The organism is Kitasatospora sp. NPDC059673, from assembly GCF_042734215.1.
GTDB lineage: Bacteria > Actinomycetota > Actinomycetes > Streptomycetales > Streptomycetaceae > Kitasatospora.
Map to the genome: position 1 here is coordinate 54,115 of NZ_JBHWEN010000008.1, position 23,176 is coordinate 77,290.

At 70.3% G+C, this 23,176-nt stretch carries 18 protein-coding genes and 1 riboswitch; of the genes, 5 read left to right on the plus strand and 13 right to left on the minus strand.

Going from position 1 to position 23,176, the window contains the following annotated elements; genetic code table 11:
* Positions 1-24: 24 nt before the first annotated feature.
* The 6 genes from ACFV18_RS12125 to ACFV18_RS12150 all read right to left on the minus strand — a co-directional run bounded on the left by ACFV18_RS12125 (position 25) and on the right by ACFV18_RS12150 (position 7,254).
* Positions 25-1,089 (minus strand): ABC transporter ATP-binding protein, encoded by a 1,065-nt coding sequence (locus tag ACFV18_RS12125; protein ID WP_380482082.1) that lies wholly within the window; start codon positions 1,087-1,089, stop codon positions 25-27.
* Entirely contained in the window at positions 1,086-2,084 is a 999-nt protein-coding gene (locus tag ACFV18_RS12130) for an ABC transporter permease (RefSeq protein WP_380482084.1), read from the minus strand. Before ACFV18_RS12130 ends, ACFV18_RS12125 begins: the two co-directional genes overlap by 4 nt.
* Before the next feature lie 121 nt (positions 2,085-2,205).
* Entirely contained in the window at positions 2,206-3,969 is a 1,764-nt protein-coding gene (locus ACFV18_RS12135; protein ID WP_380482086.1) for an ABC transporter substrate-binding protein, read from the minus strand.
* Between the two features lie 27 nt (positions 3,970-3,996).
* Entirely contained in the window at positions 3,997-4,995 is a 999-nt protein-coding gene (locus ACFV18_RS12140; protein WP_380482088.1) for an ABC transporter permease, read from the minus strand.
* Between the two features lie 547 nt (positions 4,996-5,542).
* The gene (locus ACFV18_RS12145) at positions 5,543-6,367 is read right to left on the minus strand and encodes an enhanced serine sensitivity protein SseB C-terminal domain-containing protein (RefSeq protein WP_380482090.1); all 825 of its coding nucleotides are present in this window, start codon (positions 6,365-6,367) and stop codon (positions 5,543-5,545) included.
* Positions 6,368-6,486: 119 nt separating this feature from the next.
* Positions 6,487-7,254 (minus strand): enhanced serine sensitivity protein SseB, encoded by a 768-nt coding sequence (locus tag ACFV18_RS12150; RefSeq protein WP_380482092.1) that lies wholly within the window; start codon positions 7,252-7,254, stop codon positions 6,487-6,489.
* A gap of 138 nt (positions 7,255-7,392) precedes the next feature.
* Positions 7,393-7,497: riboswitch (glycine riboswitch) on the plus strand.
* A gap of 149 nt (positions 7,498-7,646) precedes the next feature.
* On the opposite strand from ACFV18_RS12150, the gene gcvT reads away from it, so the two are divergent.
* From gcvT to ACFV18_RS12170, 4 genes are all read left to right on the plus strand, one after another.
* Entirely contained in the window at positions 7,647-8,765 is a 1,119-nt protein-coding gene (gene gcvT / locus ACFV18_RS12155) for a glycine cleavage system aminomethyltransferase GcvT (protein ID WP_380482094.1), read from the plus strand.
* A 102-nt stretch (positions 8,766-8,867) separates the two neighbouring features.
* Positions 8,868-9,242 carry a glycine cleavage system protein GcvH gene (gene gcvH / locus ACFV18_RS12160; RefSeq protein ID WP_380482096.1) on the plus strand — a complete coding sequence of 125 codons (375 nt, stop codon included), beginning with the start codon at positions 8,868-8,870 and terminating at the stop codon, positions 9,240-9,242.
* A gap of 16 nt (positions 9,243-9,258) precedes the next feature.
* A complete protein-coding gene (gene glyA, locus ACFV18_RS12165) occupies positions 9,259-10,527 on the plus strand; it encodes a serine hydroxymethyltransferase (protein WP_380482098.1) in 1,269 nt (422 codons plus the stop codon).
* 151 nt (positions 10,528-10,678) lie between these two features.
* Positions 10,679-12,046 carry an L-serine ammonia-lyase gene (locus tag ACFV18_RS12170; protein ID WP_380482100.1) on the plus strand — a complete coding sequence of 456 codons (1,368 nt, stop codon included), beginning with the start codon at positions 10,679-10,681 and terminating at the stop codon, positions 12,044-12,046.
* Positions 12,047-12,489: 443 nt separating this feature from the next.
* Here ACFV18_RS12170 and ACFV18_RS12175 read toward each other — a convergent pair whose 3' ends face one another.
* The 4 genes from ACFV18_RS12175 to ACFV18_RS12190 form a co-directional block, all read right to left on the minus strand.
* Positions 12,490-12,942 carry an ATP-binding protein gene (locus ACFV18_RS12175; protein ID WP_380482102.1) on the minus strand — a complete coding sequence of 151 codons (453 nt, stop codon included), beginning with the start codon at positions 12,940-12,942 and terminating at the stop codon, positions 12,490-12,492.
* Between the two features lie 190 nt (positions 12,943-13,132).
* Complete coding sequence (locus ACFV18_RS12180; protein ID WP_380482104.1) at positions 13,133-14,326, minus strand: Ig-like domain-containing protein; 1,194 nt, start codon at positions 14,324-14,326, stop codon at positions 13,133-13,135.
* A gap of 170 nt (positions 14,327-14,496) precedes the next feature.
* Positions 14,497-15,744 carry an Ig-like domain-containing protein gene (locus ACFV18_RS12185; RefSeq protein ID WP_380482106.1) on the minus strand — a complete coding sequence of 416 codons (1,248 nt, stop codon included), beginning with the start codon at positions 15,742-15,744 and terminating at the stop codon, positions 14,497-14,499.
* Positions 15,745-15,859: 115 nt separating this feature from the next.
* Complete coding sequence (locus ACFV18_RS12190) at positions 15,860-17,044, minus strand: Ig-like domain-containing protein (protein WP_380482108.1); 1,185 nt, start codon at positions 17,042-17,044, stop codon at positions 15,860-15,862.
* 211 nt (positions 17,045-17,255) lie between these two features.
* Between ACFV18_RS12190 and glgX the strand changes: the two genes are divergently transcribed.
* Positions 17,256-19,454 (plus strand): glycogen debranching protein GlgX, encoded by a 2,199-nt coding sequence (gene glgX / locus ACFV18_RS12195; protein ID WP_380482110.1) that lies wholly within the window; start codon positions 17,256-17,258, stop codon positions 19,452-19,454.
* Between the two features lie 52 nt (positions 19,455-19,506).
* Here glgX and ACFV18_RS12200 read toward each other — a convergent pair whose 3' ends face one another.
* From ACFV18_RS12200 to ACFV18_RS12210, 3 genes are read right to left on the minus strand one after another with little or no spacing between them, the layout of a single operon-like run.
* Positions 19,507-20,367: a geranyl diphosphate 2-C-methyltransferase gene (locus ACFV18_RS12200; protein WP_380482111.1), complete on the minus strand. Its 861-nt coding sequence runs from the start codon at positions 20,365-20,367 to the stop codon at positions 19,507-19,509.
* A gap of 35 nt (positions 20,368-20,402) precedes the next feature.
* Positions 20,403-21,587, minus strand: coding sequence for a family 2 encapsulin nanocompartment cargo protein terpene cyclase (locus ACFV18_RS12205; protein WP_380482113.1), 1,185 nt, complete (start codon positions 21,585-21,587; stop codon positions 20,403-20,405).
* A 28-nt stretch (positions 21,588-21,615) separates the two neighbouring features.
* On the minus strand, positions 21,616-23,025 hold the full coding sequence (locus tag ACFV18_RS12210; RefSeq protein ID WP_380482115.1) for a family 2B encapsulin nanocompartment shell protein: 1,410 nt from the start codon (positions 23,023-23,025) through the stop codon (positions 21,616-21,618).
* Between the last annotated feature and the right edge of the window lie 151 nt (positions 23,026-23,176).

A 23,176-nucleotide genomic window follows, 5' to 3' on the forward strand; every position in this document is an offset into this window, starting at 1 on the left:
TGTCTCCAAGTGGGTGGTACGTGCTCACAGCCGGGGCGCGATCTCTTCGGTGAAGATCCGGTGGCGTTCGGCGATCGGCAGGTGGCAGGCGGCGAAGTGCCGGGGCGCGGCCTCGGCGAGCACGGGCACCTCGCTGGTGGAGCGGCCGCCGGTGAGCTCGGCGTACGGGCAGCGCGGGTGGAACGCGCAGCCGGACGGCACGTTGATCAGGCTCGGCGGGGTGCCCTTGACCGGGATCAGCCGGTCCTGGAGCTCCCGGTCGAGTCGGGGCATCGAGCCGAGCAGGCCCCAGGTGTAGGGGTGCTCGGGGGATTCGAAGATGGTGGCGGCGGGGCCGCGCTCGACGGGCTTGCCGCCGTACATGACCAGGATGTCGTCGGCGATCTCGGCGACCACGCCCAGGTCGTGCGTGATGATGATGACGGCGGAGCCGAACTCCTTCTGCAGGTCCCGGATCAGGTCGAGGATCTGCGCCTGGACGGTGACGTCCAGGGCGGTGGTCGGCTCGTCGGCGATCAGCAGCGAGGGGTCGTTGACCAGGGCCATGGCGATCATGGCGCGCTGGCGCATACCGCCGGAGAACTCGTGCGGGTAGTTGTCGACCCGCTTGTCGGGCTGCGGGATGCCGACCCGGTCGAGCATCTCGATGGCCCGGGTGCGGGCGACCTTCTTGGAGGTGCCGGGGTGGTGGGCCCGGTAGCCCTCGATGATCTGGGCGCCGACCGTGTAGTACGGGTGCATCGCGGTCAGCGGGTCCTGGAAGATCATCGCCATCTTCTGGCCGCGGAGCTTGCGCACCTGGTCCGGGTTGGCCGAGACCAACTCCTCGCCGTCCAGCCAGATTTCGCCGGAGATCTGCGGGGCGCCGCGCTTGCTGCCGGTGCGGTGCAGGCCCATGATCGACAGCGAGGTGACGGACTTTCCGGAGCCGGACTCGCCGACGATGCCCAGGGTCTTCCCGCGCTCCAGGTCGAAGCTCAGGCCGTTGACGGACTTGACCAGTCCGTCGTCGGTCGGGAAGTGCACCTTCAGGTCGCGGACGGACAGAAAGGGCTTGTCAGCCTGGAGGGGCTTGTCGTTGTTGCTCATGCCAGCTTCACCCGGGGATCGACGACGGCGTACAGCAGGTCAACCAGGAGATTGGCCATCACGATGAAGAACGCGGCGAAGAGCGTCACACCCATGATCACCGGTAGGTCGCTGGAGGCGATCGACTGGACCGCCTCGTAGCCGAGCCCGCGCAGGTTGAAGGTGGACTCGGTGAGCACCGCGCCGCCGAGCAGACCGCCGAGGTCCATGCCGAAGATGGTCAGGATCGGCGTCAGCGTGGAACGCAGGGCGTGCTTGCCGATGACCACCGGCTCCTTGAGGCCCTTGGCGCGCGCGGTGCGGATGTAGTCCTCGCCGAGCACGTCCAGCAGGGTGGCGCGACTGAGTCGGGCGTAGGTCGCCGCGAACAGGAAGGCCAGGGTGATCCAGGGCAGTACCAGCCCCTGGAACCAGGCCACCGGATCGACCGTGAAGTCCGTGTACTTGCGCGGGAACCAGCCGAGCTGTCCGACGAAGACCGCGAGCGCGACCATGCCGGTGAAGTACATCGGCAGCGAGACGCCGGCCAGCGCGACGGACATGCTGATGCGGTCCAGCGGGGTGCCCCGGCGCAGCGCGGAGATGACGCCGGTGGCGGTGCCGAACACCAGCCACAGGATCGAGGCACCGACGGCCAGCGAAGCGTCCACGCCGACCCGGTTGAGCAGCAGCGGCCAGACCGCCCGCTCGGTCTTGAACGAGTAGCCCAGGCAGGGGGCGTAGCAGTGGGTCACGTCGGTGCCGGCGTTGTAGTCGCGGCCGACGACGATGCCCTTCAGGAAGAGCCAGAACTGTTCGACGATCGACTTGTCGAGGCCCATCTTGTGGCGGATACCCTCGACGGCCACCTTGTCCGCGATCTTGCCCACGTAGAGCAGCGCGGGGTCGGTTCCGGTGAGCTTGGGCACCATGAAGAAGATGCCGAAGGTCACCGCAGCGACCACCAGCAGCATGAGGACGACGTTGATCAGTCGCCTGAAGAGATACACGAGCACTGCGGTCGGCCCTGCCACGGTCCGGCCGGACGTCCCCGGTGGGGGACTGTTCCGGCCGGACCGGGCAGGGCCTTCACCTGCCCTTCGGACTAGCGGTGCGAACTAAAGGGAGAAGGTCAGGTCACTTGCCGTCGGAGACGCCGAGGGCCTGGAAGTCCACCTCGCCGAACGCGTCGGAGATGTAGACGTTGGTCAGGCGCGGGTTGCGCCAGTTCAGGGCCTTGTCGGCGACGATCGGCAGGTAGTAGCCGCCGTCGATCACCTTGTGGTTGATCTTCTTGTACAGCTCGGCGGCCTTGGCCGGGTCGGTCTGCTGCGCGGCCTGGTCGAACCAGCCGTTGATCTCCGGGTCGTTGATCTCGGAGTAGTTGCTGTTGCCGTTGCTCGGGATGAAGCGGCCGTCCATCAGCGGCTGCATGTAGCCGGAGCCGGTCGGGAAGTCGGCGCCCCAGCCCATCACGATCAGGCCGTAGCCCTTGGACTTGACCACGTCGGGCGCGCCGATCTCGGAGGCGATCAGCTTGCCGTCGTACTGCTGGACCGTGACGTCGATGTTGACGGCCTTGAGGGCGGTCTGCAGCGCCACCGCGGAGTTGACCTCCTTCGGCTTGTTGCCGCGCACCGCGATGTTGGTCTTGAAGCCTTCCGGCTTGCCGCAGGCCTTCAGCTCTTCCTTGGCCTTCTCGATGTTCGGCTTGCCCTGGGTCAGCTTGTACGGGTCGTAGTCGTCCGAGCCGAGGATGTTCGGGGGCAGCATCGAGCCGTAGATCGAGCCGGCCACCGAGCCGCCGCGGGCGGTCTGCAGGGCGGTGGTGTCGGCCGCGTACAGCACCGCGTTGCGGCAGTGCTGGTTGTCGAACGGGGCGACCGACGGGGCGAGGCTGACGTAGCGGATGAAGCCGTTGTACGGGTCGTCGGTGTTGGCCTTCAGCGCCTGGTCCTGCAGCACCTTGACCTGCGCGGCCTGCGACAGGCCGGTCTGGGCCCAGTCGAGGTCGGCGGTGTTCGCCAGCAGCTGCGCGTCCATGTCGTCGGCGTTGGTGGTGACGGTCAGCTTGACGACGTCCGGCAGCGCCTTGCGGAACGGGTCGGAGGCCGGGTCCCAGTTCTCGTTGCGGACCAGCTCGTAGAGCTTGCCCGGCTCGGCCGACTTGAACTTGTACGGGCCGGAGGAGACCGGCTTCTGGCCGTACTGGGCGCCGGTGTCCAGCTTCTGCGGGACCGGGGCGGCGGAGCCCATGGCCAGCAGGTACGGGAAGTCCGAGTTGGGCTTGGCCAGGTTGAAGACGATGGTGTTGTCGTCCGGGGTCAGGACGGTCTTCAGGCCGAGCTTGTTCGGGTCCGAGTCGGTGTAGGGGCCCTTGTAGTTCTGGCCCTGGTCCAGCTCGTTGATCAGGTAGGTCGGGCCGCCGGAGATGACGTCCTGCGCGAAGATGCGCTCGATGCCGTACTTGATGTCCTTCGAGGTGATGACCGAGCCGTCCTCGAACTTCAGACCCGGCTTCAGCTTGAAGGTGTAGGTCTTGGCGTCCGCAGAGATCTCCGGCTGGGCGGCGGCCAGGTCGGGGACCAGCTTCAGGCCCTCCTTGCCCGGCTTGCCGTCGAAGGCGAGCAGGGTGCGGGCGTAGAAGCGCTCGAAGTTCCACACCGAGGCGTAGTACGCGCGACCGGGGTCGAGCGAGTCCACGTCGGTGGTGGTCCACATGTTGAGGGTGCCGCCCTTCTTGTCGGACGCGTTCACCACCTTGTCGACGGCCGCGTTGAAGCCCGCGCCGCCCTTGTTGCTGCTCTCGTCGCCGCTGTCCTTGCTGCCGCCGCAGGCAGTGGCGGTGAGCGCGAGGGTGGCCGCGAGGGCGGCGACCGCGAGCGTCCTGTTTCGCTTCATGGGTTGGAAACCTCCAGAGTCGCGGGCTCAGTTGCCCTTGGGGTCGAGCGCGTCGCGCAGGCCGTCACCGAAGAGGTTGAAGGCGAGCACGGTGATGAAGATGGCGAGGCCGGGAACGACCATGTACATGGGGTCCGCCTCGTAGATCCGGACCGCGTCGGAGAGCATCTGCCCCCAGGAAGCGGTGGGCGGGCGGACACCGGCCCCGAGGAAGCTGAGCGCCGCCTCGTTGAGGATGTTGGTGGGGATGATCAGGGTCGCGTAGACCAGGATCGGCGCCACCAGGTTGGGCAGGAGTTCGCGGAACAGGATGTGGGTGCGGCCGGCGCCGAGGCTGCGGGCCGCGTCCACGAACTCCCGTTCGCGCAGGGACATGGCCTGGCCTCGGACGATGCGCCCGATGTACGGCCAGCCGAAGAAGCCGATGACGAAGACCAGAATGAGCGGCCGCAGCCACTGGTCCGGGATGCCGAACGCCGAGGTGGGCATCACCGACACCAGCGCGATGCTGAACAGCAGCTGCGGGAAGGCCAGCAGGATGTCCATGACGCGGCTGATGAACGCGTCCACCCAGCCGCCGAAGTAGCCGGCCATGACGCCCATGACCACACCGATGCAGACCGACAGCACGGCGGCGCCGAGCGCCACCAGCATCGAGATCTGCGCACCGAAGAGGATCCGGGAGAACACGTCGCGGCCGAACGTCGGGTCGACACCCAGCAGGAAGTCGCTGCTGATGCCGCCGAACGCGCCCTTGGGCAGGCCGAGGTCGGGGTTGATCTGGTCCGGGTGCGGTTCGTTCGGCGGGTGGCCGAACATCGAGCTCAGCACCGGCGCGAAGATCGCCGCGAGCACCAGCAGGATCACCACGACACCGCCGGCCAGCGCGATCTTGTCGCGCTTGAGGCGGTCCCAGGCGATCCGGCCCGGCGAGCGACCCTCGATCTTCTTGGCCGGCTCGGAAGTTGACGCGCCGTCAGGCTGCGCGCCGGCCGGCGGACCCGAGGTCTCGGTGGGTGTGGTCATGAGTCAGTTCGTTCCCCTCGCCGACGGTGGCCGGCCCACGGAGTCGCGTTTGGTGCGGAAGGCAGAGCGGTTGCGGTGGTGCCGGGTGCCGATGCGGCGGTGCAGAAGTGCGTTTGGCAAGCAGGGCGTTGCGGGTGGTGCCGTTCGACGCCGGGCGGAGTGCCCCGGCGCGCATGGTGCTGCCGCACGGAGATGCGCATCGTGCGGTTCATGCTGTGGCGGCGGCACGTTCACCTTCGTGAGGATCGTCTCGCGCTCCGCATTGGGCAGCACTCTCCGTCATTGGATGTGCCGGACGGAAGACCCCCATGGCGAAGGATGCCTAACCGTGATCTGCTCGCATGCACATTCGTTGCGCTGGCATATCGCTCTTCACACAGCTGTCACTCGCACGTCAAGGGGCACACTGACGACACCCCGCCAGTGGCGGGGAAACGCCAGGTGGCGCCGTTGGTGGCACGCGTAGAGCGCGCAACAGCGGAAAACCCCCGCCGACCTTCGGGGGAAGGTTCGTACGGGGGTCTTCAGGCGTTCCGCCGGGGTGCGGTCAGCGGCCCGGATAGCCCGGCCACTGGGGCTGCGGCCAGCCCGGCGCGGGCCCGGCCGGCGGTTGCGCTGCGTAACCGAAACCGGTGGAGTAGGCCTGCGGCGGGCCCTGCCGGTCGAAGAACGGGCGGGCGTTGGCCCGCAGCCACATCGCCACCGGGTCGAACTCGTCGGCCATCATCACGGTCGAGACGGCCGGCCCCTCGGGGGCGTGCGCGGCGGCCCGCTGCACCAGCGCCCTGGCCGCCTCCACGGCCTGCGGCGAGGTGTCGTAGAGATCCAGTCCGATCGCCAAGTACGGCTCGCCCAGCACCGGTTGCACCCAGGCCCGGCGCAGCGAGCGCAACGGGCGCACCTCGGCGGCCTGTTGTTCCAGCACGGCGAAGAACTGCGGTGCCTGGCCGGTCGGTTCGGAGATCCGCAGCGGCCCGGCCGGCAGCCGGTCCAGGCCGACGGCGATCCGCCGCAGGTCGGCCCACGGCACGCCGATGCCGCCGCCGGGGCGGTGCGGGTCCAGCCACAGGCCCCAGCGGGAGCGGTACAGGGAGCCGGCGATCTCCGGCCCGGACACCACCTCGTGGCCGCGCGCCCAGCCACTGGCCGCCAGCTGCCCCGGGGAGGTCACACAGGGCGCGTAGCCGTGCCCGCCGACGTCCATGTTCCCGTACTGGGCGTCCGGGCTGCCCGGGCTGCCGTGCCACAGCAGCATCCAGACCTGCCCGCTCGCGAGAGCGCGCAACAACCCCTCGTACGCCTCCCAGCGCTCCGGTGCGACCGCTGCGAGGGCGCGCTCGATCGCGCCCGGATCGCCGGCTGCTCCCGTCACGTCGTCGCCTCTTTCTCGACTTCCCTCGTCCGCCCGTCCACCGCGCGGCGGTGTGCCGGAGCAACCCTATGGGGCGCGCCCGACAGCCGTCATGCCGCCGTCCCGGACATCCGGTGGATTCACGGTCTGACGTAGAAGGGCTGTACCCGCCCCAGCAGCCAGTCCACCACCGGGTCGGCGACCAGGTCGAGCAGCACCAGGTGGACGCCCCAACTCGGCGCCGCGGTTCCGAGCGCCCGGCCGAGCGCCAGGTTGACGTCACCGGGGTCGGCGGGGGCCGCCGGGTCCAGCTGGACGCCGATGTACAGCAGGGTCGACTCGCCCTCCACCCGGGCCAGCGCCCGCCGGGCCGTCAACACACCGGGCAGGGCGGCGAGTTCGCCGGTCGCGGCGGCCAGGAAGGCGAACGGCTCCTGGTGCGGCTCGGGTTCCTTGAGCGCCACCCGCGCGCCCTCGGTGACGCCCTGCGCCTCCCACTGCTCGCCGCGCGGCCCGCGCCGCAGCTCCCCCACCCCCTCCGGCGGCACCGGGATGCCCACCGGCGCCTCGGGGTTGACCGCGATGCCGATGCCCAGCGGCAGGCCCCGGGCGAACTCCCACATCGGGGCGATCGCGAACGGGATGCCCGGCGCGTGCTGCAGGTACAGCTCCTGCGAGCTGTACACCGGCACGTAGGGCGCGCCCGCGAGTTCGAGGGTCGGCAGGTCGAGCTCGCCGGACTGCGGGTCGGCACCGGCCGGCAGCGGAATCCACACCTGGCTGCGGGCCAGCACCTCGATCACCCTGGGTGTCGCCCCCGGGTCGCCCAGGGCCGCCATCAGCACCTGCTCCAGCTCGTTGGCCGGCCAGCTCCCGCCTTCCGGAACCTGACCCAGCGGGAACCCCATCTCGCCCCTCCACACTCACGGTTGTGTTCAGGTTAGCGGCGCGCACGAGTGCCCCGCGGCGATCGCGGTCGAACCCCACTCCCACCAGCGGGCCCCGGCATGCCATGATGGGCCCGCCCAAACTTCATACCGGCCGCTCGAACCCGCGCGGGAGAGCCGGAACGACCGTCATCCGGTCGCGACCGGCGCCGAAGGAGCAAGTCCTCCCCGGAATCTCTCAGGCCCCCTTACCGCCCGGGCGAGGCAGATCTGGAAAGTGGACACGGCCGCGCCGTGCGCCCACCCACGGTGCAAACCGCCATCCTTTCGGATGGCGGTGAAGCTCTCAGGTTCGACGACAGACGGGGAGGTTCGCCCCAGCCTGCCCGTTTCCAGATCCCGGGAGTCCTGCCGTGTCCCTCCGCCTGACCGCGCTCGACGCGCTGCACCGCTCGCTCGGCGCCACCATGACCGACTTCGCGGGCTGGGACATGCCGCTGCGCTACGGCAGCGAGCGCGAGGAGCACCTCGCGGTCCGCACCAAGGCCGGCCTGTTCGACCTGTCGCACATGGGCGAGATCACCGTCTCCGGCCCGCAGGCCGGCGAACTGCTCGACCACGCGCTGGTCGGCTTCATCTCCGCGCTCGGCGTGCTGCGCGCCCGCTACACCATGATCTGCCGCGAGGACGGCGGCATCCTGGACGACCTGATCGTCTACCGCACCGCGGACGACGAGTACCTGGTGGTCGCCAACGCCTCCAACGCCCAGGTGGTGCTGGACGCCCTGACCGAGCGCGCGGCCGGCTTCGACGCCACCGTCCGCGACGACCGCGACGCCTACGCGCTGCTCGCCGTCCAGGGCCCGGAGGCCAACGGCATCCTGGCCAAGCTCACCGACGCCGACCTGCCCGGCCTCAAGTACTACGCGCTGCTGCCCGCCACCGTGGCCGACCGTCAGGTCTGGCTGGCCCGTACCGGCTACACCGGCGAGGACGGCTTCGAGATCTTCTGCGCCCCCGCCGACGCCGAGCACCTGTGGACGGCGCTGACCGAGGCCGGCACCGCCGAGGGCCTGGTCCCTTGCGGCCTGTCCTGCCGCGACACGCTGCGCCTGGAGGCCGGCATGCCGCTGTACGGGCACGAGCTGTCCACCGAGCTGACCCCGTTCGACGCCGGCCTCGGCCGGGTGGTGCGCTTCGACAAGACCACCAACGGCGGCGAGTTCGTCGGCCGCAAGGCGCTGGAGGAGGCCTCGGCCGCAGCCGAGGCCAACCCGCCGCGCAAGCTGGTCGGCCTGGTCTCCGAGGGCCGCCGCGTCCCGCGCGCCGAGTACTCCGTGGTGGACGCCGAGGGCGCCGTGATCGGCCGGATCACCTCCGGCTCGCCGTCCCCGACCCTGGGCAAGCCGATCGCCATCGCGTACGTGGACGCCGCGCACGCCGAGCCGGGCACCACCGTCGCGGTGGACGTGCGTGGCAAGGCCGAGCCCGTCCAGGTCGTCGCGCTGCCGTTCTACAAGCGCGCCCGCTGACCTTCGATCAGCCCTTCACCTGCTGTCCGAGCAGATTTTTCCGGTTCGTCCGCCCAGCGGACGGCCGCGCCCTCCCCTCTTGCGATCCTGGAGAATGACGTCATGAGCAACCCCACGCACCTGCAGTACACCAAGGAGCACGAGTGGCTGACCGCCGCCGTGGACGGGGTGTCGACGGTCGGCATCACCGCGCACGCGGCCGACGCCCTCGGCGACATCGTCTACGTCCAGCTCCCCGCGGTGGGTGACACCGTCACCGCCGGTGAGACCTGTGGCGAGCTCGAGTCCACCAAGTCGGTCAGCGACCTCTTCTCCCCCGCCACCGGCGAGGTCACCGAGGTCAACCAGGAGGTCATCGACGACCCGGCCCTGGTCAACTCGGAGCCCTTCGAGGGCGGTTGGCTGTTCAAGGTCCGGGTCGAGGCGACCGACGAGCTGCTCGACGCCGACGGCTACACCGCCTTCATCGGCGCCTGACCGGGAGATCTCCCCTATGACGGTTCTCAACCAGTCCCTCCACGCGCTCGACCCGGAGATCGCCGCCGCGGTCGACGCCGAGCTGCACCGCCAGCAGACCACCCTGGAAATGATCGCCTCCGAGAACTTCGCCCCGGTGGCGGTCATGGAGGCCCAGGGCTCGGTGCTCACCAACAAGTACGCCGAGGGCTACCCCGGCCGCCGTTACTACGGCGGCTGCGAGCACGTCGACGTGGTCGAGCAGCTCGCCATCGACCGGGTCAAGGAGCTGTTCGGCGCCGAGCACGCCAACGTGCAGCCGCACTCCGGCGCGCAGGCGAACGCCGCGGCGATGTTCGCGCTGATCCAGCCGGGCGACACCATCCTGGGCCTGAACCTGGCCCACGGCGGTCACCTGACCCACGGCATGAAGATCAACTTCTCCGGCAAGCTCTACAACGTGGCCGCCTACCACGTGGACGAGAAGACCGGCCAGGTCGACATGGCCGAGGTCGAGCGCCTCGCCAAGGAGCACCAGCCCAAGCTGATCATCGCCGGCTGGTCCGCCTACCCGCGTCAGCTGGACTTCGCCGAGTTCCGCCGCATCGCGGACGAGGTCGGCGCCCTGCTGATGGTCGACATGGCGCACTTCGCCGGCCTGGTCGCCGCGGGCCTGCACCCCTCCCCGGTGCCGTACGCGGACGTGGTCACCACCACCACCCACAAGACCCTGGGCGGCCCGCGCGGCGGCGTCATCCTGTCCAAGGCCGAGTTCGCCAAGAAGATCAACTCCGCGGTCTTCCCCGGCCAGCAGGGCGGCCCGCTGGAGCACGTCATCGCCGGCAAGGCGGTGGCCTTCAAGGTCGCGGCCACCGACGAGTTCAAGGACCGTCAGCGCCGTACCCTGGAAGGCGCGAAGATCCTCGCCGAGCGCCTGCTCCAGGAGGACGTGACCGCCTCCGGCGTCTCCGTCCTGTCCGGCGGCACCGACGTGCACCTGGTGCTGGTCGACCTGCGCAACAGCGAGCTCAACGGCCAGGACGCCGAGGACCGCCTGCACGAGGTCGGCATCACCGTCAACCGCAACGCCGTCCCGAACGACCCGCGCCCGCCGATGGTCACCTCGGGTCTGCGCATCGGCACCCCGGCGCTGGCCACCCGCGGCTTCGACGCCGAGGACTTCCGCGAGGTCGCCGACGTCATCGCGGAGACCCTCAAGCCCGGCTTCGACGCCGCCAAGGCCGAGTCGCTGAAGGCCCGGGTCACCGCGCTCGCCGCGAAGCACCCGCTGTACCCCGAGCTGTAACCCTTCCTCGCGGCCACCGACACCTGGCGGTCGCCCGGAACCCCCGGGGCACCACGCACACTGGAAGACGTGCGCGCGGTGCCCCGTTCCATGCGCAGTCCCCGTCCCACCGGACGAACCACTCCACGAGACCAGACAAGGACGTCACCCCGTGGCCATCAGCGTCTTCGACCTCTTCTCCATCGGCATCGGACCGTCCTCCTCGCACACCGTCGGCCCGATGCGCGCCGCCCGGATGTTCGCCCGCCGGCTCGCCTCCGAAGGACACCTCGACCAGGTCGCCTCGCTCCGCGCCGAGCTGTACGGCTCCCTCGGCGCCACCGGCCACGGCCACGGCACCCCCAAGGCCGTCCTGCTCGGCCTGGAGAACAACTCCCCCCGCACCGTCGACGTCGACCAGGCCGACCTCGACGTCGAACGGATCCGCGCCGCCAAGCGGCTCAACCTGCTGGGCCGCCACGAGATCGCCTTCGACCCCGACACCCAGCTGATCCTGCACCGCCGCAAGGCCCTGCCCTACCACGCCAACGGCATGGCCCTGTGGGCCTACGACGCGGCCGGGGAGGTGCTCCTCGAAAAGACCTACTACTCCGTCGGCGGCGGCTTCGTGGTCGACGAGGACGCGATCGGCCAGGCCCGGGTCAAGCCCGACGACACCGTGCTGCGCCACCCCTTCCGCACCGGCGAGGAACTGCTCCGCCTGACCCGGGAGACCGGCCTGTCCATCTCCGGCCTGATGCTGGAGAACGAGAAGGCCTGGCGCACCGAGGCCGAGATCCGGGCCGGGCTGCTCGAAATCTGGGACGTCATGAAGGAGTGCGTGGCCGCCGGCATGTCCCGCGAGGGCATCCTCCCGGGCGGCCTCAAGGTCCGCCGCCGCGCCGCGTCCGCCGCCCGCGCCATGCGCGCGGAGGGCATCGGCCCCGGCAACGCGATGGAATGGGTCACCCTCTACGCGATGGCCGTCAACGAGGAGAACGCCTCCGGCCGCCGCGTCGTCACCGCCCCCACCAACGGCGCCGCCGGCATCATCCCCGCCGTTCTGCACTACTACCTGAACTTCATCCCTGGCGCCGACGAGGACGGCATCGTCCGCTTCCTCCTCGCCGCAGGCGCCATCGGCATGCTCTTCAAGGAGAACGCCTCCATCTCCGGCGCCGAGGTCGGCTGCCAGGGCGAAGTCGGCTCCGCCTGCTCCATGGCCGCGGGCGGCCTCGCCGACGTCCTCGGCGGCACCCCCGAACAGGTCGAGAACGCCGCCGAAATCGGCATCGAGCACAACCTCGGCCTCACCTGCGACCCCGTCGGCGGCCTCGTCCAGATCCCCTGCATCGAACGCAACGGCATGGCCTCCGTCAAAGCCGTCACCGCCGCCCGCATGGCCCTCCGCGGCGACGGCCGCCACCACGTCTCCCTCGACAAGGCCATCAAGACCATGAAGGAGACCGGCGCCGACATGAAGATCAAGTACAAGGAAACCTCCCGCGGCGGCCTCGCCGTCAACGTCATCGAGTGCTGACCCCCACCACCCCAGCCCAGCCGCCGGAGGCTCCCGCAGGGGGCCCCGGCCTTCTCGGTGATCGCTCGCGGGTCGCCCGGCAGCACTTCCCCGACACCACCAGAAGCTCCCCGCAGGGGCTTCGCGTCGGTCCGGGGGTTCGGCCATAGCTAGAAGGTCCCGGTTCGGGGGACCTCTGGAGGCTGTTGGTGCGCGTCCGGATTATGAGATGATTTAGAGGTGGCCTGAGATCCTAAGGTTTAGCTAAGGATCGGCCTTGGTTTCGACTTGTTTTTAGGGTCGCGGCGTGCGATAGTTATGCGTGCAGGGCGTTACAGCCCGGCCACTTCCATCCGGCGGCACGCACCCCCTTGGCTGCCGGATGACGCGCAGGGGCCCCGGACCGCGAACAACCGCGGACAGGGGCCCCGCATCGTTTTCCAAAAAAGTCCGAGCAAAAAGGGTCAGACTCGGGTCCGCACCTCGAACCAGACGCCCTTGCCGCGTGGCAGCAGGTCCGCTCCCCAGCGGTCGGCGAGTTCGTTGACCACTTGTAGGCCGTGGCCGTTCTGGTAGCCGATCTCGGGGGCGAGTATCAAGCAGGGCATCGCCCGCGAGGAGTCCCGGACTTCGATCCGCAGCCAGCCGGGCCGCCTGATCAGTTTGAGTCCGATCATTCGCCCGCCGGCATGTCGCACGGCGTTGGCGACCAGTTCCCCGGTGAGCAGCTCCCCGACTTCCAGCAGATGGTGGAGCTTCCAGGACTGTAAGACCGAGAGCACCAGCCGCCGCGCGACCCCGGCCGACTCCGGCCGGGAGGGCAGTCGCACCTCTTCCGCGACGTCGGCATCGCGGAGCACGCCCAGGAAGGCGTGCTCCATCTCGTCCGCGGTCATCCGTTCCAGTTCGGCGAGCACGACCGCGGTGCCGGCTCCTGACGAGCCGTCACCGCGGGTGTCGACCAATGGAAGTGATGCCTGTTCCGCTTCGCCCCATCCCGCCATGGCGCCCATCATTGCGGAACGTGGGCAGCCGCGTACGGACAATGAGCAAACGATCACCGCACATTTGGCATATGCCGTCAGCAACCGAACAGGCGCCCGACGATCACCACTGCGACCAGTTGAGGTTCCAGCCGCCGAGCCCGTTGACCGGGTCGACCACCGCGCCCTTGGAGTTGACCACCGTGATCACGTCGCCGACCAGCGTGGAGGCGTAGAACTTGCCCGCGGGGCTGCTCGCGCTGCCGCCCTGGGTGTCGGTCAGGCCGATGCAGCCGTGGCTGCCGTTGGAGCGGCCGATGACGCCCGCGCCCCAGTAGTTTCCGTGCACGTAGGTGCCGGTGTCGGTCAACCTGATGGCATGCGGAACCACCAGATCGTATTCGTCGCCGGATCCTGCCTTGGTGACGCCGGCGGAGGTCATCCGGGTGGTGCCCTCCATGCCCTCGACCACCATGGAGCCGCTCCAGGTCTCGTAGCCGGGCTTGCCGGCGGTGAACGGGATGGAGTCGGTCTGCTGGCCGTCGCGGACGACCGTCATGCGGTGGGTGTTGACGTCGGCGGTGGAGATCTGGGAGCGGCCGATGGTGAACGGCTCGTCCTTGTCGACGCCGCCGTACACGCCGGGCGCGGTCTCCACGTCCTTGAGCTTGTAGTGGACGGTGACCTTGGTGTTGGGGTTCCAGTACTTCTCGGGGCGGAAGTCCAGCCGCTTGTCGTTGAACCAGTGGCCCTTGACCACGGTGCCGTCGTTGGCCTCGAAGGTGATGCCGGCCAGCACCGCGTCCTTGTTCTTCACCGCCCGGTTGAACCGGACCGAGACGATCATGCCGACGCCGTACTGCTCGTTGTCGGCGATGTTGTCGCTGACGCCGGCGTCCTTCTCGGGGGTGAGGGTGGAGAAGGTGGAACGCGCGTTGGCGACCACGCCCTGGGAGTCCTCGGCGAGCGCGTCCACCGTGTAGGCGGTGGATATCTTGAGGTTGCCGGACGGCGCCCAGCCGGTGCCGTCGGAGGTGAGCGCGCCGGGCACCTCGACCCCGTCGGGGCCGGTGACCTTGACGGAGGTCAGCTTGCCGCCGGTGGCCGCGACCTTGACCGCGCCGGTGGTCTTGACGTCGGTGGCGTTGTTGGCGGGTTCGATGGCGATGGTCGCGGCCGACACGGTCGGCTTGGCCGAACTGGCCGCCGCCGCGGGGCTGTCGGCCTTGGCCGGGTTTGTGCTGCAGCCGGCCGTGGCCATCAGCACCAGGGCACCTGCGAGCGCCCCCACCGCGTAACCCCCGCGTATAGCCTTCACGTTCCTGCTCTCCCCAACACCCTGCCTGTCGGCTGACAGGTCTTTCGGTTGATATGACGGGTCGAACACGGAAAACGTTGCGCGCCAAGTGTCCCGGTACGGTCACGAACGGCCGACGGCCCGGCGATCAAAAGATCACCGGGCCGTCACTGCCGATCGACCGGCGCGGGTTACCACTGGCTCCACGGGATGGTCCAGCCGCTCAGACCGTTGTCCCCGGCGACCGTCTTGCCGTTCTTGGAGTTCACGATCTTGACCACGTCGCCGACCATCGACGAGTTGAAGTACTTGCCGGCGCTCGAACTGTCGCTGCCGCCCTTGGCGTCGGCGAGGCCCACGCAGCCGTGGCTGGCGTTCGACTTGCCGAACGCGTCGCCCCAGTAGTTGCCGTGCACATAGGTGCCGGAGGTGGTCAGCCGCATCGCGTGCGGCACGTCCGGGACGTCGTACTCCTTGCCCTTGATGTTGGACACCGTGGCGGAGTTCATCCGGGTGACCTTCTCCTTGGTGGCGATCACCATGGTGCCGTTCCAGGACGGGTTCTGGTCGTCGCCCGCCGTGATCGGAATGGTCTGGTTGTCGTTGCCGCCCCGCGAGACCGTCATCATGTGGGTCGCGGCGTCCACCGTCGAGACCTGGTAGCGGCCGATGGTGAACGGCTCGTCCTTGTCCACGTCGCCGTACATGTCGGGCGCGATCTCGACGTTCTTCAGCCGGTACTTCACCGTCACCTTGGTGCCGGGCTTCCAGTACTTCTCCGGCCGGAAGTCCAGCCGGGAGTTGCCGAACCAGTGGCCCTTGGCCACCGTGCCGTCCGAGCCCTCGACGGTGATGCCGGCCAGCACGGCGTCCTTGTTCTTGACGGCCTTGCTGAAGTTCACCGAGACGATCATGCCGACGCCGTACTGGCCGTTGTCGGCGATGTTGTCGTTGGTGGCGACCTTCTTGGCCGGCGTCAGCGTGGTGAAGGTGGTGGTGGAGGCGGCCACCAGGCCGGCCGAGTCGGTCGCCTGCGCGTTCACCGTGTACGTGGTGCCGACCGTCAGCTGCTCGGTGGGCTTCCAGCTCAGGCCGTCGGCGGCGATCTCGCCGGACACCGCCTTTCCGTTCTTGTCGGTCACCGCGACCGTGGTCAGCTTGCCGCTGGCCACCGTCACCTGGAGGCCGTCCTTGGGCGCCACGTCGTTCGCGCCGTCGGCCGGCGTGACCGTCAGCTGAGCGGTCGACACCTTCGGCGCCGCGTCCGAGGAGGACGAGGAACCGCCGCCGCTACCGCCCTTGGCGTCGCCCGAACCGCCGCCGCTGCTGCAGGCCGTACCGAGCAGCAGGACACCACCCACCAGCACGGCCGTCGCGGCCCGGCGCGCCCGCCGCCCGCCCCCGACTATTCCGGCCTCGGCCTTCTGAACCGCCTTCACCGCGCTGCTCCCCTCCGGTATGCACAGCCCACCGCGTTCCCGACCGTGTCGGGCGCGCGCGGGTCAGGATAACCGGCGAAGCTGAGTGAATCTTCCGAGGGAGCCGGGTGCCGGTTCAGTGAACTGCGGCCGACCGCCCGACCGTCCACTGCGACCACGGCAGGTTCCAGCCGTTCAGGCCGTTGTCGGGCGAGACCCGGTCGCCGTGCGAGCCGCGCACCTCCACCACGTCACCGACCAGGGTGTGCTGGTAGAGCCAGCCGGCCGGGGTGCCGGCGTCGCCGTCGCTGGTGTCGGCCAGGCCGATGCAGCCGTGGCTGGTGTTGGCGGCCCCGAACACCCCGCGGTCGGTCCAGTAGTTGCCGTGCACGAAGGTGCCGGAGGTGGTGAGCCGCAGCGCGTGCGGGACGTCCTTGATGTCGTACTCGTCGCCGAGGCCGACGGTCTGCGAGTTCATCCTGGTCACCTCGAAGCGCTCGGAGACCACCATGGTGCCCAGGTAGGTGGAGTGCTCGGGGCTGCCGCCGCTGACCTCCAGGGTGCGCAGCAGGCGTCCGTCCTGGCGGACCGTCATGGTGTGCCGGTCCAGGTCGACGGTGGCGATCAGCGCGCGGCCGACGGTGAAGTGGACGTCCTTGTTCTGGGTGCCGAGGTAGCCGGGCGCGGCCTCCACGTCCTTGAGCCGCAGCCCCAGGGTGACTCTGGTGCCGGGCGGCCAGAAGGCGTGCGGGCGGAAGTCGAGGCGCTGGTCGCCGAACCAGTGCCCGGCGATCTCCTGCGGCGGCTCGGCGGTGACGGAGACGGCCCGTTCCACGGCGGACCGGTTCTCGACCGGGCGGGAGAAGCGCAGCGACACGGGCATGCCGACGCCGACGGTGGAGCCGTCCTCGGGGGTGAAGAAGGCGACGACGGTGCGGTCGGGCGGCACCGTGGCGAACCGGACGCGCTGGACGGCGCGCAGCCCGTCGGCGTCCTCGGCTGTGGCGTCCAGGCTGTAGGCGGTGGCGCCGGTGAGCCGGGCATCGGGCGTCCAGCCGGTGGCGTCGTCGCTGAGCGTGCCGGGCACCCGGGCGCCCTTGTCGTCGGTCAGCCTGACGTCCAGCAGGCGGCCCTGGGCGACCGTCACCTTGACCGCGCCGTCCAGCGCGACGTCCTGCGCGCCGTCGGCGGGGCCGATGGTGAGCCGGGCGCGGGACGGCGGTCCGGCGTCGTCCCAGCCGAACACGCCGGAGCAGCCGGTCAGCAGGACCAGTCCGGCCACGGCCGCCCGCCGGGCCCAGCGCCGTACCGCGGCGTGCATGCCGTCCTCCCGCTGTCGTGCGAAACCACCCGCCGGGCACAACGACCGATCGCACTCCCCGGACACGATCGGATGGTTTCCCCACCGGGCCGCGCCGGGCACAGGATTGATCACGGTGCGTCACACATTCCGACCCGGGGTGACGGGCGGCGTCGCACAGGGAACAACCGGAAGAACGGGGACGAGCCCCCGGATGGCTGGGAGGGTCGCCATGACAGCGTGGCAGGAGCGGGGTGCGGGCACGTCCCGGGAGGCACGACCGGCCGCCCGGCCGAACGGTTCGGCGCCCCGGCCCGCCCCGGCGCCGCCCTGGCCGGGCAGCTGGCAGCCGCTGGGCGCCCGGTTCCGCACCGACGGCGAGGGCGGCCGGGGCACCAACTTCGCGCTCTGGGCGCCGGGCGCGGAGGCGGTCGAGCTGTGCCTGTTCGACGACCGCGGCCAGGAGAGCCGGCACCGGCTGACCGAGCAGACGTACCAGACCTGGCACGGCTACCTGCCGGGCGTGCTGCCCGGCACCCGCTACGGCTTCCGGGTGCACGGCCGGTGGGACCCGTGGACGGGCGCCCGGCACAACCCGGCGAAGCTGCTGCTCGACCCGTACGCCCGCGCCATCGACGGCGGCTGCGTCACGCACGACGCGGTGAGCTCGGCCGTCCGCCACTGGCCGGAGCGGGACGTCGCGGACACCGTCCGGGACGACCGGGACTCGGCGCCGTACGTGCCCAGGGCGGTGGTGGTGCACGACGCCGACGACTGGTACGACGACCAGCGCCCGAAGACGCCGTGGGCCGAGACGGTGCTGTACGAGCTGCACGTGCGCGGCTTCACCAAGCGCCACCCCGACATCCCGCCCGGGCTGCGCGGCACCTACGCGGGCCTGGCCCACCCGGCGGCGATCGCGCACCTGACCGGGCTGGGGGTGACGGCGGTGGAGCTGCTGCCGGTCCACCATCACGTCAGCGAGGACCACCTCCAGCAGCGCGGCCTGGTCAACTACTGGGGCTACAACACGCTCGGCTTCTTCGCCCCGCACGCGGGCTACTCGTCCTCCGGCAGCCGGGGCCAGCAGGTCGGCGAGTTCAAGCGGATGGTGCGGGCGCTGCACGCGGCGGGCATCGAGGTGATCCTCGACGTGGTGTACAACCACACCGCCGAGTCGGGCGTGATGGGCCCGGCGCTGTCCTTCCGCGGCATCGACAACGCCGGCTACTACCGGCTGGACCGCTCCCGCCGCGGCTACGCCGACTACACCGGCTGCGGCAACACCCTGGACACCCGCCGCCCGCAGGTGATCCGGCTGATCACCGACTCGCTGCGCTACTGGGTCGCGGAGATGGGCGTGGACGGCTTCCGCTTCGACCTGGCGGCGGCGCTGGCCCGCGGCAGCGATGCGGTGGAGATGGAGCACCCGTTCCTGGCCGCCGTGTCGCAGGACCCGCTGCTCAGCCGGGTCAAGCTGATCGCCGAGCCGTGGGACGTCGGCCCGGGCGGCTACCAGCTGGGCGGCTTCCCTCCGCTGTGGGGCGAGTGGAACGACCGCTACCGGGACACCGTGCGCGACTTCTGGCGCGGCGCCCGGCCGGACGTGCGCGAGCTGGCCACCCGGATCGCCGGCTCCTCCGACCTGTACCAGCGCGGCGGCCGGCGCCCCTACGCCTCCGTCAACTACGTGACCTCGCACGACGGTTTCACCCTGCGCGATCTGGTCTCCTACGACCGCAAGCACAACCTGGCCAACGGCGAGGACAACCGGGACGGCACCGACGACAACCGGTCCTGGAACCACGGCGCGGAGGGCGACACCGACGACCCGGCGATCCGCGAGCTGCGGGTGCGTCAACTGCGCAACCTGCTGACCACCCTGCTGCTGTCCAGCGGCGTACCGATGCTGACGGCGGGCGACGAACTCGGCCGCACCCAGCACGGCAACAACAACGCGTACTGCCAGGACAACGAGACCGGCTGGCTGGACTGGTCGCTGCTGGACGACCCGGGGTGGCGCTCGCTGGCCGAGCTGACGGCCCGGCTGATCCGGCTGCGCCGCGCCCACCCGGTGCTGCGGCAGCGGGCGTTCTTCTCCGGCCGCCCGGCCGGGCCCGACGGGCCGCGCGACCTGAGCTGGTTCACCCCGGACGGGCGGGAGATGACCGAGGCGGACTGGTTCGCCCCGGGCCACGCGCTGGCCCTGCGGCTGTCCGGCACCGCGATGGCCGAGCGCGACCAGCAGGGCCGGGCGGTGCACGACGCGGACTTCCTGCTGCTGCTCAACGCCGGCCCCGAGCCGCGGCACTTCACCCTGCCCGGCCCGCACCGCCCGCTGATCGACACCGCCCTGGCCGGCGCGCCGGCGCCGGAGCCGGTCACCGGGATCACCCTGACCGCCCGCTCGACCGTGCTGCTCACGGCATGACGGCATGACGGGAGGCCCGGGCGCCGGCCCGGGCCTCCCGTTCGACCGGCCGTCAGACCCGGTCGGCGACGATCATCAGGTAGTGGAAGCTGCCTTCCTTGTACGCCGTCAGGAACGGGTCCTCGATGCCGGTGGCCACCGAGGACTGCGCGCGCAGCTCCCAGTACGGGATGGTGTCGGCGGTCAGGTCGACCACGCTGATCGGCACCAGGTTGTTGGCGGCCAGCGCCTTGAAGTACTGGCTGCGCGGGTGGATGTTGCAGATGTAGTGCTCGTCGATCCGACTGACGGCCTTCGAGCGCAGGCCCATCACGTCGTTGGAGCAGCCGGTGATGCAGACGTAGCGGCCGCCGGGGGCGAGCAGCCGGGAGAACTCGCCGAACGCCTCGAACAGGTCCACGTACATGGTGGTCTCGTTGGTCCAGATCGCCCGGCGGGAGGCGGTCTGGAAGCCGGTGTCCAGCATGTTGCGGAAGTGGAAGCGGACCCGGTCGGCGATGCCGCGCTCGTGCGCCTGCCCGTTGGCGAACGCCACCTGCTGCTCGGAGATGGAGACGCCGTCCACCTCGCAGCCGAACCGCAGGTTGGCCATGATGCTGGTGCCGCCGCGGCCGGAACCGGCGTCCAGCAGCGCGTCGGTGGGCGCGATGTCGCCGAGGTGGTCGAGCAGCACGTCCGCCTGGGCGGTCTCCAGCCGGTGCATCTCCTTGATCATGCGCTCGTCGCGGGTCTGGTCCGGGCCCTCGAACACCGACGGGTCGACCGGGCCGAGGCCGTAGTGGTGGTGGTAGAGGCCGTCGACCTCACCGAGCTTGATGTTGACCGGGTCCTTCTCCAGGTTCCAGTAGTTGGCGACCGACTTCTGGAACGCGGTGCGCAGCACGTTGGTGGCGCTCGGGACGGTGGTGGTCATGTACGGCGTGCTCCTCAACTGGCGGTGGACGATGGTCAGTCGGTCTGGTAGCGGGCGCTGCCCGCATGCCACTCGCGGTTGCCGCCGACCCAGGCCCAGGTGCCGGCCAGGAAGCGGCGCAGCTCGGGCGAGCCGGTCAGGGCGAGGGCGGAGGCCTCGGCCTCGAAGGTGTGCATCAGTTCGTCGTGGATCGCCACGCTCTGCTGGACGGCCTCCTCCAGCGAGCAGCCCTCCTCGGTGGCGATCAGCATCGGCAGGCTGAAGTCGCTGGGGTCTTCCTTGCCCATCGAGTACAGGTCGTTCATCAGCACGGTGGCGGTGCCGGCCAGGTTGAAGGTGCGGCGCACGGCGGGGTCGGCGAACTCGGCCTGCGGCACCTCGTAGCCGGCGATCGCGTCGACCAGCACCATGCACGGGATGAAGGAGTTCTCGTGCCGGTGCATCAGGTACTCCCACACCGGCGGGCGGTGCCCGGTGGTGTGCCACATGCCTTCCTGGCCGTACGCCACGAACATGATCGCCAGCTCGTGCCGCAGCCGCCGGACCTGGTTCCAGCTGGCGTACGCGGCCAGGTCGCCGAGGGCGGAGCGGAGCGCCATGGCGACCGGGTCGCGCTGGACGTTCTCCTCCAGCTGGGGGGCGTAGCGCAGCGGCAGTTGGGCCTGGTCGATGACGGAGTGGCAGATCGCCAGGCGCTGGCCGATCACCTCGTGCCGGGGTTCCTCGACCTCGCCGTCCACCACGTGGTCGTCCACCGACCATTCGGCCAGGCCGCACTTGGCGGCGGCGAGCAGCCGGTCGGGGTCGTCGGTCTCGGGGTGGGCGAGCATCATCAGCCGGCCGAAGTTGGCCTTGCGCAGCATGTCGGTGCGGCCGGGGTAGATGCCGATCCGCTCGGCCCACTCGATCAGCCGCTCGTTGACCAGGTCGCCGAGCGCCGGGTCGTCGCGCATCGCGGGCGGGCAGTACAGCGCGGGGGCTTTGCCGTTGGTGATCGGCCGGGCGGCGGGGGCGTCCCGGACGATGTCGCCGGTAGCCCGGTGGGGGACGGTCGGGCGGTGCGTCAGCAGGCCGCTGGTGCCGAGGCCGGTGGGGCCGGGGGCGTGCCAGGTGAGCCGGCCGGGGGCGGGGCGCTCGGGGTGGGTGAGGATGGCGGAGACCAGCGCCGCCAGCTCGTGGGTGCCGTGCGGGGCGAGCGTCCGGGTGAGCAGTGAGGGCATGTCGGGGTCGTCTTTCGGCGTGGGGCGGTCAGGACCGGGGGTGGTCGACCTCGACGTTCTCCAGCACGCCCAGCGCGTCGGGGACCAGAATCGCGGCGGAGTAGTACGTCGAGACCAGGTAGTTGACGACGGCCTTCTCGTCGATGCCCATGAAGCGGACGTTCAGGCCGGGCTCGACCTCGTCGGGGATGCCGACCTGGGTGAGGCCGACCACGCCCTGGTTGTGCTCGCCGGTGCGCATCGCGAGGATCGAGGTGGTGCCGCCGCGGACCGGGATCTTGCCGCAGGGCAGCAGCGGGACGCCGCGCCAGGCGGGCACCCGGTGGCCGTGCACCTCGGCGGTGGAGAAGTAGACGCCGCGCCGGTTGGCCTCGCGGCCGAACGCGGCGATCGCCTTCGGGTGCGCGAACAGGTAGTCGGTGTCGCGGCGCATCGCGAGCAGCTCGTCCAGATCGTCGGGGGTGGGTGCGCCGGAGTGGGTCTGGATCCGCTGGTCGAAGGCGCAGTTGGAGAGCAACCCGAAGTCGGGGTTGTTGACGATCTCGTGTTCCTGGCGCTCGCGCAGCGCCTCGATGGTCAGCTGGAGCTGCTCCTGGGTCTGGTCCATCGGCTTGTTGTAGAGGTCGGCGACCCGGCTGTGCACCCGAAGGACCGTCTGGGCGACGCTCAACTCGTATTCGCGGGGGCCGAGTTCGTAGTCCACGAAGGCGGTGGGCAGGCCGTACTCGCCGTGGTGGCCGGCCGACATGCCGATCTCGGCCTCGCCGTGCTCGTTCTGTTCGGCGGCCTGCCCGGCGAGGAAGAGCGCGATCTGTGCCTGGAGGGCCGGGGAGCGGTCCACGATCTCCTGGAAGGCCGGCCAGGGCAGCGACATGGCGGTGCCGGCGGTGGCGGCCTTCACGGTGTACGGCCAGCGCCCGTCGGGGAGGTTGAGCGCCTCGTCGCCGAGGTGGTCGCCGTCGGCGTGCACGGCGAGCACGGTGTCGTCGCCGTACTTGCCGGTGCCGATCCGCTCGACCTTGCCGTGCGCGATCACGAACACCTCGTTGATCGGGGTGCCCTGCTGAACCAGGACCTCGCCGGCGCTGAAGCCGCGCTGGACGAAGCGCCCGGCGAGCTCGTTCAGTACCGCGTGGTCCGCGAAGCCGCGCAGCGCCGGGACTTCGCGCAGGGTGGGCGCCGCCACCTTGACCTCCCGGCCGGTCTGCACGAAGGACACCCGGCCGCGGCCGACGGCGTAGGAGAGCCGCCGGTTGACCCGGTAGGTGCCGGCCGAGACGTGGACCCAGGGCAGCTTGCGCAGCAGCCAGCGTGAGCTGATCTCCTGCATCTGCGGCTTGGACTTGGTCGTGGTGGCGAGGTTGCGCGCCGCCGCGGTGCTCAGGCTCTGCTGGGCCGGGGCCTGGACTTCGGGGGCGTGCTCGGTCTCGACCGACATGCGGGTCTCCTGGCTGCTCCGGTGATCCACGGCGATCACTTCGGCCCAGATCAGACACCGCGGTGCCGGGGGGCCTGCAAGGAGGCGCTCGTGGTGTGCCGTTGGCCGAAGTGCGCCCCATCACGCCGGGCCCCGAGGGTTGTGCGCCCCT